This window comes from Paucibacter sp. Y2R2-4, assembly GCF_025717535.1.
GTDB lineage: Bacteria > Pseudomonadota > Gammaproteobacteria > Burkholderiales > Burkholderiaceae_C > Paucibacter_A.
Genome location: NZ_JAJIRO010000003.1, coordinates 462,983 through 476,411, shown reverse-complemented (window position 1 = coordinate 476,411; position 13,429 = coordinate 462,983). Strand labels below are relative to the sequence as shown.

Annotated in this window: 12 protein-coding genes; 6 read left to right on the top strand and 6 right to left on the bottom strand. The window is 65.4% G+C overall.

Annotation, left to right across the window (positions count from 1 at the left end):
- Positions 1-22: 22 nt before the first annotated feature.
- Positions 23-916 (bottom strand): KPN_02809 family neutral zinc metallopeptidase, encoded by an 894-nt coding sequence (gene ypfJ / locus LNV06_RS13435; RefSeq protein ID WP_263538801.1) that lies wholly within the window; start codon positions 914-916, stop codon positions 23-25.
- A 110-nt stretch (positions 917-1,026) separates the two neighbouring features.
- Here ypfJ and LNV06_RS13430 point away from each other — a divergent pair, with 110 nt between their 5' ends.
- Positions 1,027-1,950, top strand: coding sequence for a GGDEF domain-containing protein (locus tag LNV06_RS13430; protein ID WP_263538800.1), 924 nt, complete (start codon positions 1,027-1,029; stop codon positions 1,948-1,950).
- A gap of 7 nt (positions 1,951-1,957) precedes the next feature.
- Here LNV06_RS13430 and trhA read toward each other — a convergent pair whose 3' ends face one another.
- Complete coding sequence (gene trhA, locus LNV06_RS13425) at positions 1,958-2,605, bottom strand: PAQR family membrane homeostasis protein TrhA (RefSeq protein WP_263538799.1); 648 nt, start codon at positions 2,603-2,605, stop codon at positions 1,958-1,960.
- Positions 2,606-2,676: 71 nt separating this feature from the next.
- Between trhA and LNV06_RS13420 the strand changes: the two genes are divergently transcribed.
- Positions 2,677-3,507 (top strand): substrate-binding periplasmic protein, encoded by an 831-nt coding sequence (locus LNV06_RS13420; RefSeq protein WP_263538798.1) that lies wholly within the window; start codon positions 2,677-2,679, stop codon positions 3,505-3,507.
- Positions 3,508-3,560: 53 nt separating this feature from the next.
- Here LNV06_RS13420 and LNV06_RS13415 read toward each other — a convergent pair whose 3' ends face one another.
- Positions 3,561-5,258 (bottom strand): alkaline phosphatase family protein, encoded by a 1,698-nt coding sequence (locus LNV06_RS13415; RefSeq protein WP_263538797.1) that lies wholly within the window; start codon positions 5,256-5,258, stop codon positions 3,561-3,563.
- 93 nt (positions 5,259-5,351) lie between these two features.
- Positions 5,352-6,017, bottom strand: a complete 666-nt coding sequence (locus tag LNV06_RS13410; protein WP_263538796.1) for a diguanylate cyclase domain-containing protein — start codon at positions 6,015-6,017, stop codon at positions 5,352-5,354.
- 364 nt (positions 6,018-6,381) lie between these two features.
- Between LNV06_RS13410 and LNV06_RS13405 the strand changes: the two genes are divergently transcribed.
- From LNV06_RS13405 to LNV06_RS13390, 4 genes are all read left to right on the top strand, one after another.
- Positions 6,382-6,969, top strand: coding sequence for an ECF-type sigma factor (locus LNV06_RS13405; protein WP_263538795.1), 588 nt, complete (start codon positions 6,382-6,384; stop codon positions 6,967-6,969).
- Positions 6,970-6,979: 10 nt separating this feature from the next.
- Positions 6,980-9,829, top strand: a complete 2,850-nt coding sequence (locus LNV06_RS13400; RefSeq protein WP_263538794.1) for a serine/threonine-protein kinase — start codon at positions 6,980-6,982, stop codon at positions 9,827-9,829.
- Positions 9,826-10,179: a hypothetical protein gene (locus tag LNV06_RS13395; protein ID WP_263538793.1), complete on the top strand. Its 354-nt coding sequence runs from the start codon at positions 9,826-9,828 to the stop codon at positions 10,177-10,179. Before LNV06_RS13400 ends, LNV06_RS13395 begins: the two co-directional genes overlap by 4 nt.
- A gap of 126 nt (positions 10,180-10,305) precedes the next feature.
- Positions 10,306-11,058, top strand: coding sequence for a PEP-CTERM sorting domain-containing protein (locus LNV06_RS13390; RefSeq protein ID WP_263538792.1), 753 nt, complete (start codon positions 10,306-10,308; stop codon positions 11,056-11,058).
- Between the two features lie 39 nt (positions 11,059-11,097).
- On the opposite strand, the gene LNV06_RS13385 is transcribed toward LNV06_RS13390, so the two are convergent.
- Complete coding sequence (locus tag LNV06_RS13385) at positions 11,098-11,700, bottom strand: PEP-CTERM sorting domain-containing protein (RefSeq protein WP_263538791.1); 603 nt, start codon at positions 11,698-11,700, stop codon at positions 11,098-11,100.
- A 43-nt stretch (positions 11,701-11,743) separates the two neighbouring features.
- Positions 11,744-13,366 (bottom strand): alkaline phosphatase D family protein, encoded by a 1,623-nt coding sequence (locus LNV06_RS13380; protein ID WP_263538790.1) that lies wholly within the window; start codon positions 13,364-13,366, stop codon positions 11,744-11,746.
- Between the last annotated feature and the right edge of the window lie 63 nt (positions 13,367-13,429).

The following is a 13,429-nucleotide window of genomic DNA, read 5'->3' as shown; positions in this document are numbered from 1 at the left end:
TGTTTGAGCCTAGCTCAAAACCTCAAACCGCCCCACCCCTGAACGTATCGCAAGCCTTCAAGTCGCCAGCCTCCAGGCCACGCTTGAACCAAGTCATGCGCTGTTCGCTGCTGCCGTGGGTGAAGCTTTCGGGCACCACGGTGCCGCGGGACTTGCGCTGCAAGGTGTCGTCGCCGATTTGAGCGGCGGCGTTCAGGCCTTCCTCGATATCGCCTTTCTCCAGCCAGCCCTTGCTTTGCTGCGAGCGATTGGCCCAGACCCCGGCATAGCAGTCGGCTTGCAGTTCCAGGCGCACGCTCAGCGCGTTGTATTCACGCTCCGAAACGCGCTGGCGGGCGGCGTCCATCTTGGCCGTGGTGCCTTGCAGGTTTTGCAGATGGTGGCCCACCTCATGGGCGATCACATAGGCCTGAGCAAAGTCACCCGGCGCGCCGAGCTGGGTTCGCAAGGTGTCATAAAAACCCAGATCGATATAGACCTTGCGGTCGGCCGGACAGTAAAACGGCCCCATGGCCGCCTCGCCCATGCCGCAACCGGTCGGGCTGCGGCCACGGAACAGCACCAGGGCTGGCGCCGGGTACTTTTGCTGACTGGCCGCGAAATAGTTACCCCAAACATCCTCGGTGTCCGCCAGCACCACGCTGACAAAGCGACCCGCGTCATCTTGCGGCTTGGCACCCGGCTGTGCATGTTGAACCGCAGGGGCCGGGGCACCCCCACCGCCGCCACTCAAGAGCCCCAACACCGTCATCGGATTGATGCCCAAGGCCCAAGACGCCAGCAAGGCGATGACAATACCGCCCAAGCTCAAGCCACGGCCGCCGCCGATGCGCAGCCCACCTCCTCCACCACCGCCCGCGGATTCACCGCGTCGATCTTCCACGTTATCGCTCTGTCTTTGGTCTTCCCATTTCATGATCAGCTCCCCTGCTTTGATTCATCTGCGCATGGTATCGACTTCAACAGCGGGCTTCCCCTCGCACCAGTGAATCCAGCAAAATCAAGCCATGCCCCGGAGCCCTTGCCATGACTGAAGCCGAATTGCCGCTCGAGCAGGGCTTGGCCGAAATAATGCTGCGCCTGCACGAGGACAGCCCCTTGCTGGTGGCCTTGTTTGATGAGCACGACCGGCTGCGGCATGCCAACCCCGCCTGGCGCCAGGCCTATTTCATCGGCCCGGGGGAGCACCCCACCTGGGCCGAGATCATGCGCGACAACCATGCCCACAAGCATGGCGCCGTCGTCGACACCGACCATATTGAAACCTGGATCGCCAGCATCAGCGCGCGCCGCGGCAAGCTGCCCTATCGCGCTTTTGAGGCCGACCTCTGCGATGGCCGCTGGCTGTGGATGACCGAAACCGCGCAGGCCCAAGGCTGGATGCTGTGCATCGGCAGCGAAATCACCAGCCTGCGCCAAGACAGCCGGGCCTTGCGCATGGCGCACACCAAGGCCTTGGCTGCCGCCCAAACCGACAATCTCACCGGGCTCAGCAACCGCCGCCACGGTATGCAATTGCTGCAAGACGCCCTGAACCAGACCGAGCCCTGGCCGATCTGCGTAGCGGCCATTGACCTGGACCACTTCAAGCAAATCAATGACAGCCTGGGCCACGCCGCCGGCGACCGCGTCATCTGCGACTTTGCCAGCCAGATGCAAGCCGGCAGTCGCCGCGAAGACGGCTGCGCCCGCATTGGCGGCGAAGAGTTTTTGCTGATCTTGCCCGCGGCCGGCCTGCCGCAAGCCCAGGCCATCGTCGAGCGCCTGCTGGGCCGGGTGCGGCAGTCGCGCCCCTTGCCGGAGCACCCGGACCATGGCTACACCTGTTCCGCCGGTTTGGCGCAAGCCATCTGGGGTGAATCAGCCGAGGCCCTGCTGGGCCGGGCCGACAAGGCGCTTTATCTTGCCAAAGCCGAGGGGCGCGACCGTATCGCCATCGCCCCCGAGTGATTCCTACTCAGAAGGCGTAACCCAGCACGGCCGCGAAATGGCAGCCGCTGCCGGCCAAGACAAAGAGATGCCAGACAAAGTGGGCATAGCGCACCCGGTGGTCCAGCAAGAACACCACCGCGCCCACGGTGTAGGCCACGCCACCGGCCACCAGCCAGGCCAAGCCGGCTGCGGGCATGCGCCCGACCAAAGGCCCCAGAGCGATGATGACCAACCAGCCCATGGCCACATAAAGCCCGGTGGACCACAGCGGGTGGCGCAGACGATTGAAGAGCTTGGCTGTCACTCCGGCGATGGCGCTGGTCCAGACCAGTCCAAACAAGAGCCAACCCCAGCCCCCATGCAACACGCCCAGCGCAAAAGGCGTGTAGCTGCCGGCAATGAAGAGATAAATCGCCGCATGATCGAGCCGGTTCAGCCAGAGCTTGGCGCGCCCCTCGGGCAGCGCGTGATACAGCGTCGAGACCAGATAGAGCAAGATCATCGTGGCCGAAAACACCGAGGCCGCAATGACATTGCGAACCTGCCCCTGCTGAGCCGCGGTATAGGTCAGAATCGGCAGCGAGGCCACAGCCAGCAAGAAACCCAGCCCATGGCTGATGGCATTGGCGATTTCTTCGCCCAGGGTTTGATCTCGCGCTGTCATGCCGACCATTGTGCCCCGGTCTCTTGACGGCAGAAATGACATCAACGTCGTGCAAACTGGAGCCAAACAGGCCAGTACCGATGAATCACCGTCTGATCGAGACCTTCTTCATGGCACAAGCCCTCAGCCGCCGCTCGGCCCTGCTGTCGTTTTGTGGAGCAGCACTCTGCCCAAGCCCGGCCAGTGCTCAGGCTGCGAATGAAGCCGCCAAGTCCGAGCCCCTCAAGCTCACCGTGCTGCTGGAAGACCTGCCGCCCTACTCCTTCCGCGACACCGATGTGCGTCCGCGTGGCTATGCCTTCGAACTGGCGCAAAGCCTGCTGGTGCACGCCAAGATCGAGCCGGTGTTCGAATTTGCCTCCTGGCCGCGCATCCTGCTGCGGGCGCGCAACGAAGCCAACGTCTTGGTGCCGGCCATGGTCCGGCTGCCGGAGCGCGAGGCGCAGTTCTTCTGGCCGGCGCAAATCGCAGTGCGCCGTGGCGCGCTCTACCGGCTCAAATCCAGGCCCGACATCAAGGTGCTCAGCATCGCCGACGCGAGCAACTACCGAATTGCGGTGGTCAAAGACGATGTGTCTGAGCGCGAACTGCTGGCCCTGGGCCTGAATCAAACCCAGAACCTGGACCGCAGCGTGGACCACGCCAGCCAGCTGCGGCGCTTTTTTGCCGAGCGCACCGAGCTCTTGGCCCTCAACCAAACGCTGGCCAACAGCCTGCTCACGCAGCTGGGCCATGACCCCGGTTCGATCGAGCCGGTGCTGCGCTTCTCAGACTCGCGCCCGTCCATGGCCCTGAGCCTGGCCAGTGGCGAGGCCCTGCACTTGCGCCTGCAAAAAGCCTGGGCCGAGATGCGCCAAGACGGCAGCCTCGCGCTGATCCTGAAGCGCTATCCGATGATGAGCTTGGATTGAATGAGTAAGTCAGTGAGGGGCGAGCAGCCTTAGGCCTTCGCCCCCTTTCACGCTTACTTAACAGCCTGCGGCCAAGGCAGCGGCTTGCCCTGCGCCTGCGCCGGGGCCTTCACGTGCAGCATCTGCGCCAGCGAGGGCGCAATGTCCACCACCTCCACCGCCTGCGTCACCTCGCCGCGGCCCACCCATTGCGGGCCCCAGGCCAAGATCGGCACATGGGTGTCATACGCATGCGGCGTGCCGTGCGAGCTGCCACCGGGGCGCGAGCTGAACAACCAATTCGGCTTGATGACGAACTGCACCGGCGCCGACACCTCCGGGTGCCAGGCCTTGCGCATGGCCTTCAGGTAGGGCGTGCTCTCATCGCGGCTGAGCAACTGGTCCGGCGTGAAGACGGCCAAGACCCCATTCACCTGCAACATCAAACGCTTGGCCTCAGCGTACACCTCGGCCGGCTGCAGGCCGCGCGCGGCGATCTGCTTGTGGTCGAACAAAACCCCCGCCGCCGAGAAGCCCACCACCCAGCGGCCCTCGCCGAACTTCTTCACCAAGCCCTCGTTGACCGTGGCCTGCAGCAGCGCCGGGTTCAGCAGCTCGGCGTCGCGGCCCTGGCTCTTGGCCCAGGCCGGCGTGTCGGCAAAACCATGGTCGGCGGTCAGCACGGCCACATAGTTGCCGGCGCCCACCTTTTCATCCAGATACTTGAAGAAGCCCTGCAAGTAACGATCCAGATGCAGGAAGTGGTCATGCGAGAGGCGCGACTCCGGGCCAAAGGCATGGTTGACGTAATCGTGGCTGGACAAGCTGACCGAGAGGATGTCGGTCTTTGCGTCAGCGCCCAGCTGCTCGCCCTCGATGGCGGCGCGGGCAAAGGCCAGCGTCAGCTCATCACCATAAGGCGAGGGCAAGATATTGCCGTAAAAGCGCGGGCCGGGGCCGTCCATCTTGGCGCCCAAGACTGCCGGCAGCTTGTTGCCATTGCCGGCATTGCTCTGCCAGGGCTGGCTGTCCGGCACCGAGCGCGCATAGGCCGCCTCGGGCAGCAGCGGCGCCCAGGTCTTGCCAAAGAAGGCATCCGCCGGCTTGGCCGCATTGAAGGCCTTCACCCACTGCGGATGGCTGGGCATGTAATAGGTGCTGGAGGCGAACTGGCCGTCCTCGCTCATGTACATGTATGCCGTGCCCTTGTGGCCGGCCGGCAAAATCGCGCCGCGGTCCTTGCCCGACACGGCAATCACCTTGGACTCCGGCTGCACGCTGCGCAAGACATCGCCCACCGTTTCGGCGCGCAGATTGCGCGGGCTGGTACCGGCCAGCGGCTCGGTCCTGTGCTCGATGTACTGGTAGGCCGTGTCGCCGGTGTTGTAGACCTGCTCGAAGCTCTTGGCGTCGCGCCACTCATTGCTGATGATGCCGGTGCGCTCGGGGTAGGCGCCGGTCAGCATGGTCGCGTGGCCGGCCGCCGTGACCGTGTGGCCGTGGCCGTAATGGGCATTGGCAAACCAGGCGCCGCGCTCCAAAAAGCGCTTGAAGCCGTCCGGCTGCAGCTGATCGCGGTAGCTCAAGACCTGGCGCATCGGCAGGCCGTCCACCACCAAGAAGACGATCAATTTGGGCGCGGCGGCTGCGGTCTTGCTCGCGGCAGGCGCTGCCATCGCGGCCTCAGGTCCGGCGCTGGGCGCGGTGCCGCAGGCGGTCAAGACCGCCAGGCTCAGGGTCAAGAGTGCAAATTGAGGCAGGGTCTTCTTCATGATGGGCGTCGAGTCAAACGAGGCCCGAGCTTAGTCGATTCCGCCGCAGCCCAAACTGGCCCGCGCCCACAAAACTCAGGCGCCGCAGCCGGCTCAGGTGACCGACAGGCCCCGCCCGGCATAGCCGCTCAGGCTCAAAGACGCAGGCACGGGCATGCGCAGATCCAGGCTGCGGCGGCCATCCGCGCCCGGCCAACGGGCATCCACCGCGCTGGCCTGCAGCGCCGCCTCGGCGGCCTCAGTGATCTCGGCAGCGCTGACGCGCGGGCCTTCGCACTTGGCCGCGCCCATGTTCAGCACCGCATGCAAGCTCAGGGTTTCCAGCTCATAGTGGCCGGACAAAGCCTTGTTCAAACGCGTCTGAATCGCCATGACGTTGGCGCGCTCCACGTTTTGCAAGATCACGGCCAAACGATCGCTGCCCACGCGCAGCGCCACATCAGCGGCCCGCACCCGGCTGCGCAAGCGCCCACCCATGATCTCCATCAAGCGCTCGGTCAGGCCCTGCAAGCGCGCTTGCGCCTGCTCGTCAGGCAGCTGGCGCGGCCCCAGCGGTGAACGCACCGCCACTTCCATCAGCAAGAGTGCTGGCCGCGTGCCCACCCGACGTGCGGCATTCAGCTCGCGGCTCAAAACCTGGGTCAGCCCCGCCAGATCCGCCACCCGGCCCAGCTGCGCCAAAGCCGCACGCGGCGGCGGGCCGTACAGCGCGGCCGGGTCGGCTGCTGCAGGCTTGGGCGCTTCGGGTTTTGCTGTCACTGGCTTTGGTGCTGAAGATGGCGGCCAGGAACTGTTGTTGTTCAACATGGGCTGTGGCGTTGCGGTCTTGGGGGGCCCGGCTGGCAGCCTGGCCTGTTTGAATTAAGTGAGGGCCACAACGTCTCGACAATCGCCCCGAACCGCTGGTTCAGGCCTCCCCGCTCTCGACGCTCCGTCATGCCCTCAATAGGTAAAACGCAAAGCGACAGCGCAACCCGACATGACAAGGTAAATATTTTTGGGGTCGATCAAGAAGAGAGCGCGGCGCTGCCGCTAGAGTGCGGCCTCAAGCCCCGCTAACCCCCGTTACCCCAGTTACCCCTCCCCGTTCTCTCAGGGCCCCAGCCCTGAATTCCCGCCCCGCATGAGCATCAGCAGCCCCAACAACCCGCCAAACAACCGCGACATCACCCAGCTGCTGCGCGCCGCCGGCGCCGGCGACGGCGTGGCCGCCGAAAAAGTCGCCACCCTGCTGTATGAAGACCTGCAGCGCCTGGCCCGCAGCCGCATGCGCCAAAGCGGCCACCTCACCCTGCTCGACCCCACCGGCCTGGTGCACGAGTCCTGGCTGCAGCTGCTGAAGGCCGGCGACCTGAGCTTTTCAGACCGCGGCCAGTTCCTCGCCTACGCCGCTCGGGTGATGCACAACATCGTCATCGACCTGGTGCGCGCCCGCGCCGCCCAGCGCCGGGGCGGTGATGTGGAGCACCTCACCCTGAACACCGCCGTGGCCGAGCTGGCGCCGCAGGGCGACGACGAAATCCTGCGCGTGCACGAGGCGCTGGAAGAACTCGCCGCCCTGGAGCCGCGCCTGGCCCAGGTGGTGGAGATGCGTTACTTCGCCGGCCTGCTGGAGTCCGAAATTGCCGAGACCCTGGGCGTGACCGAGCGCACCGTGCAGCGCGACTGGCAAAAAGCCCGGCTCTTTCTGTCCATGGCCTTGAAGACATGAGCCTCCACCCATGAGCGACGCCCGCCGCGACATCGACAAAGCCCGCTGGCCCCTGCTCAGCCCCCTGCTGGACGAACTGCTGGACCTGCCCGCCGAGCAGCGCGGCGCCCGCCTGCGCGAGCTGCATGCCCAAAGCCCCGAGGGCCCGGCCCTGGCGGCCGATCTGCAAGAACTGCTGCGCCGCCAAGACGCGCTGGAAGCCGCCGACTACCTCGCCACCCCCGCCCTGCAACAGATGGAGCAGCACGCTGCGGCCGCTGTTCCCAGCAACAGCCCCGGCCAGCAGATCGGCAGCTACACGCTGGAGCGCGAAATCGGCCAGGGCGGCATGGGCACCGTCTGGCTGGCGCGCCGCACCGACGGGCGCTTTGAGGGCCTGGTCGCCATCAAGTTCCTCAACGCCGGCCTCTTGGGCCATGGCGACGCTGGCCGCTTCACCCGCGAAGGCCAGATCCTCGGCAAGCTGGCCCATCCGCATATCGCACGCCTGCTCGACGCCGGCGTCAACACCGCGCTGGGCCCGGCCCAGGCCCAGCCCTATCTGGTGCTGGAGTATGTAGACGGCCAGCCACTGGACCGCTACTGCGAGAGCGCGTCGCTGGACATCCGTGCCCGCGTGACGCTCTTCCTCGACGTGCTGGCCGCCGTGGCCCACGCCCACACCCGGCTGATCCTGCACCGCGACCTCAAGCCCTCCAACATCCTGGTCAACACCGCCGGCGAGGTGAAGCTGCTGGACTTTGGCATTGCCAAGCTGCTGCACCAGCCCGGCGACGGTGACGATTCTTCATCATCCTCCGGCGCCGCCACCGAGCTGACCCGCCAGGCCGGCCGCGCCTTCACCCCGCGCTACGCCGCCCCCGAGCAGGTGGAAGGCGGCGAAGTCACCACCGCCACCGACGTCTATGCCCTGGGCGTCTTGCTCTATCTGCTGCTCAGCGGCGGGCAACACCCCACCCAGCAGCGCGACGATGAGCGCACCACCCCGCTGGAGCGCCTGCGCACCGTCGTCGAAGTCGAGCCCAAAAAACTCTCAGAGCGCGCCCGCAGCGCCCGCCGCGCAGACAGCGAGCAATACGCCGGCGGCCAAAGCAGTAGCAGTAAAAAGGAAGCCCGCGCCCGCGCCAAAGAGCTGCGCGGTGACCTCGACACCATCGTCGCCAAAACGCTCAAGAAAGCCCCCGCCGAGCGCTACGCCAACGCCGCCGAACTGGCCGAAGACCTGCGCCACTGGCTGAACCATGAGCCGATCAGCGCACGGCCCGACAGCGCCGCCTACATCCTGGCCAAGTTTGTGCGGCGGCACCGCCTCGCCGTGGCGGCCGGCAGTCTGGGTCTGCTGACCTTGAGCGTCAGCATCGGCGTGGCGCTGCGCCAGGGCCAGGAGGCGCAAGCGCAACGCGCCCAGGCCGAGGGCCTGATCGAGTTCATGCTCGGCGATCTGCGCAAAAAGCTGGAGCCGGTGGGCCGGCTGGATGTGCTGGATGCGGTGGGCGAAAAAGCGCTGGGCTATTACGCCGCCCAGCAAACCGGCCGCCTGGACGCCGACGCGCTGGGCCAGCGCGCCCGGGCGCTGCACCTGATGGGCCAGATTGCCCAGCAGCGCGGCAAGCTCGACGAAGCCAGCCGGATGTACGACGCGGCCGCCGGCAGCACCGCCGAACTGTTGCAGCGCGCGCCCAAAGACGGCCAGCGCATTTATGACCATGCACAAAGCGTGTTTTGGCTTGGGGAGGCGGCTTGGCGGCAGGGCCAGACGGACGAGGCAGAAAAACAATTCAAGCGCTACCTCGAATTGGCCGAGCAGCTGGGGCCGCTGGCGACGGGCAAACCGGATTGGCTGGCAGAAAGGGCCAATGCCGGGAGCAACCTGGGCGTTTTGCAAGTCCAGTCGGGCAAAGCTGAGGCGGCCCTGCAAAGCTTTCAAAAAGCACTGGCTGTGTATCAAGAACTGAGCCCCTCGCAGCCTGACTTGCAGATTGAGGTGGTCAACACCCTGGGCTGGATCGCCAACGCCCAGAAAACCTTGGGCAACTATGTCGAGGCCATTCAGGCCGAGCGAGCCAAGCTGACAGCACTCAGCCAGATCCCTGGCGCCGCCAACGACCGGCAACTGCAATTGTTGGAAGCAAATTCCCATCATGAAATCAGCCGCTCGCAGTTCTTCCTCGGCCAGACCGAAGCGGCGCGCCTGGCTTCAGAGCAGGCCGTGGCCCGACTCCAAGCGTTGAGCCAAGTTGACAAGGGCAATCTCGAATGGGTCGAGCGTTACAGCACCTTGCGCCTGGGCCTGGCCGAGATTCGCTTGGCCAGCGGCGAGACCCAACTGGGGCCGTTTCTCGTCGAGCTACAAAACGACATCGAGCGTTTGTTGGCCAGTGATGCCAAACAACTCAGATGGCAATGCGATCTGCGCGGCCGCCTGCTCGATTTGCGGGCCCAGATCGAGCAGACCGAGGCTCAACGCCGCAGCCTCGCCGGGGAGATGCAGCGTTACTTAGCCGATATGCAAGCGCTCGGCCAAACAGGCTCCCGCTTCAACCAGCCACAGCGCTGGGTCCTCGCCCGGGTCGCCTTGAACTTGGGCCACTTGCTGGCCGAGACCGATGTGGCGCTGGCGCAGCGCTATTGGGCGCAAGCCGCGCAGCAGGTGCGTGAAGATGTCACGCAAGCGGATGCGCAAGCGATGGCTGTGAGCGCTTTGGCTCAATTTCGCCTCGGAAGGATTGCAGAAGCGCGCGCTTTGGCCGAAAAGCTGGAGGCCTCCAGCTACCGACATCCAGACCTCATTCGGCTGCGAACGCTGTTGCAGGAGGGCGCTACGCGAAACACACGCCTAACAGGGAACCCAAAGCCATGAGCACCACATCCACTGACAAGCCGGTCTTCACCTTCACCGTAACCGCCAGCGATGCCACCGACCCACCCACCGTCAGCTGCACGCCGGGGGAAATCACGGTCGACACCAGCAACGCATTGATCGAGTTCGATCTGGTCACGCCAGGCTACAGCTTTGACCCCCAGAGCCCGATCGTCTTCGGCGAAGCCACCACCGACTTCCCTGACCTCTGGGCCATCAGCGCCACGCAAATTGCGATGCGCGACCGCTGCAGCAAAGCGGCCGTACTGAATTTCACGATCAATGTAATGCAAGACGCCACCGGCCTGTGCTTGAGCCATGACCCGGTGATCCGTAACGTACCCACCTGATCAAACTTTCTTACTTCGTCACGCCCGGCTGCGATACTCGCGCGCCGGGCAGCCGCGCTGATGTGTCGTTTGCCCTTCGCTGATTGAAATCCACTTTCACCGACTCCACGCAGCATTGCAGACGATATGACACAACGGCCCATCTTCCGCCTGACCCTGTTGGCGGCCTTCGCTTCGTTTTTGAGCGCCGCGCCCGGCTGGGCCAGCGCCGCCGAGCTGTACAACAACGGCCCGGCGGTGGACGCCAACGGCTTGTCGATCAAGCCGAACAACGCCTTCACCCTGAGCTTTGGGGTGCAAACCAGCTCCAAGAATGCGGTGGCCGATGACTTCACTGTCAGCGACGCCAGCTGGCTGATCCGCAGCATTGACTTCTTTGCTCTGCAAAACAATGCAACAGCCTTCACGCTGAAAGAAGTCAGCTGGAGCATCCTGGCCAACGACGCCAACAATGGCCCGGTCGTGGCCAGCGGCATCACCCCGCTGAGCGACGGCGGCCTGCTCGGCTACCGCGTGAGCCCGACCACCTTGACCAGCAAGGTGCGCCCGATCTACCGCGCCAGCGCCGACATTCCCGACCTCAGCCTCAGCGCCGGCCACTACTGGCTGCGCTGGAGCATGAGCGGCTCGCTCAGCTCCGGCCCCTGGCAGCCGCCCACCGCCGATGCCCGCGAAGGCAATGCCCAGCAATCCATCGCCGGCAGCGCCTTCGGCACCATTCAAGACCAAGGCAGCCTGCTCAGCGTGGAGTTCCCCTTCGCGCTGCAAGGCACGGTCGTCGAAACGGCGGCCATCCCCGAGCCGAGCAGCGCCGCACTCGCCCTGCTCGGCGGCCTGGGTCTGGCCTGGCGTCTGCGCCGCAAGGCTCAAGCGTCTTGAGCCTTGCGGCTGAATTAGCGCGCTGACCTAACGCACTTCTTAGCGCGCTGTCTTGGCGCGCCGACGCGCCAAGCCCATCAGCGCCGCGCCGCCCAGGCTCAACAAAGCCCAGCTGCTCGGCTCCGGCACGGCGCTGCTGATGCTCAGCGTCACCGTGTCGCCCGCCTTCAGGCCCAGGCTGCCGATTTGCCAGTCGCTCTGGCCGGCGTGGGCAAAGGGGTTGCCCACATCAACGCCAAAGCTTTCGGCCGGGCTCAGCTGATAACGCTGAGCCACAGCGTCACCGCTTTGCGCCGCCACGCTGGCAAAAGCCGGCGTCAGGCTGCCCACCCAGGCGAACTCGGCGCCGCCGCTGAGGCGCACTTCCAGGTTCTGCAACTCAAAGCCTTGCAGCGCGCTGATCACCGCGTTGAAGCCAAAGGCTTGGCCTTCGTCGGCGGCGTCCAGCGTCAGATCAAAGCGCACGGTGGCGCCGCGCGCAAAGCCGATGTCGGCGCTGAGCAGGCTGCCACCCAAGCTGTCGCTGGTGACTTGGGCCGAGGCGCTTTGGCCTTCGGTCTCGATGTGGCTGACGGTCAGGGCCTGGGCCGAGCCGGCGGCCAGCAGGGCCAGGGCGGCCCCTGTGAGTGAAGTGAATTTCATGAAGTCTTGTCCTTGATGCAAATGCTGCCGAGGTCCACGCGGCTTAAACCGGGCTCAAGGTCTTGCTGTAGACCTCGTTGCCGTCGATGTCCTTGAAGGCCACGCGGAACTGGCGGCTGCTGGCGTCGATGTTCACTTCACCAAAGAACTGCAGGCCGGCAAAGGGCGAGAGGTTGGCCTGACCGGCGGGCGGGGCCTTGAAGAAGTCCACGCGCGGGCCGAAGGTGGCATCCAGGCCGTTGGGGCCGAAGCTGCCGGCATTGAGCGGGCCGGCGACGAATTCCCAGAAGCCGTCGAAGTCTTGGAACTGGGCCTTGGCGGGCTCGTACTGGTGGGCGGCGCAGTAGTGCACATCGGCGGTCAGCCAGACCACGTTCTTGATGCTGGCTTGCTTGATGGCGCGCAGCAGGCCGGCGATTTCCAGCTCGCGGCCCTTGGCGGGGCCGTTGTCGCCGTTGGCGATAGCTTCCCACTTGTTGTTGCCGGCGGCGTCTTTGCCGTCACCCACATTCAAGCCGATGGGCATGTCGGCGGCGATCACCTTCCAGGTGGCGCGCGAGCGGCGCAGCGCGGCCTTCAGCCACTCGACCTGTTCTGCCCCGAGGAAGGCGGTGACATTGCTTTCGGTCAGCTGAAGATTGTCGGTATTCGGGCCGCGGTAGCTGCGCATATCGACGACGAACACGTCCAGCAGCGGGCCGTAAGGGATGTGGCGATAGACGCGCTCGCTCTCTTCGGCGGTGAAGGGGCGGAAGGGCGCGTATTCCTGGAAGGCGCGCGAGCCGCGAGCGATCAGCAGCGGCACGTCTTTGACGGTGTAGCGCGCGTCGTTCATCAGGTCTTTGGAGGCCGACCAGTTGTTGACCACCTCGTGGTCGTCCCACTGCCAGATTTGCGGCACTTCGGCGTTGAAGCGGCGCACGTTTTCGTCCAGCAGGTTGTACTTGAAGCGGCCGCGGTACTCGGCCAGGGTCTCGGCGACCTTGGACACTTCGGGCGTGACGATGTTCGTCCAAGTGCGGCCGCCCTCGGCGGTGACGGTTTCGCTGATGGGGCCGTCGGCGTAAATGGTGTCGCCGGAATGGATGAAGAAGTCCGGCTGCACACGGCGCATGGATTCATAAATCTTCATGCCGCCGAAGCTGGTGTTGATGCCCCAGCCTTGGCCGGCGGTGTCGCCACCCCAGACGAAGCGCACATCGCGCTTCAGCGCGGGCGTGCGGAACTGGCCCAGCACCGGCTCGCTCTTGGCGCGGCTGTTGCTGAGGCTTTCGAACCAGGTTCGCACATAGACGGTGCGGTCAGCGGGCAGGCCGGTGAGGTCCAGGCGGGCGGTGAAGTCGGTGTTGTCGAGCGCATGTGGGCCGACGCGTTTGACGGCATTGGTGAACTGCGGGTTCAGCGCGTATTCCACATGCAGGCGGGCCGGACGGTCGGCGCGGCTCCAGAGCATGGTGCTGCCCAGGGTCATGTCGCCGAACTGGATGCCTTGCTCCATCAGCGGGCGCTCAGCGTCCGAGGCCACGATGGCCGGGGCTTGGCCAGCCGCCCAAGCGCGGCCGAGGCCGCCGGTCATGGGCAAAGCCAGGCCGCCGCCCAGGGCCAGGCCAGATTTCAACAAGAGACGACGGCTGTCGGGGGATGGCTTCTTCGTGCTTTCGCTCATGGCTCGCTCCAAGCTCAATGGGGTGGGGGGGTGAACAGATGGCGCGAGATTAGGCGGCGCTGA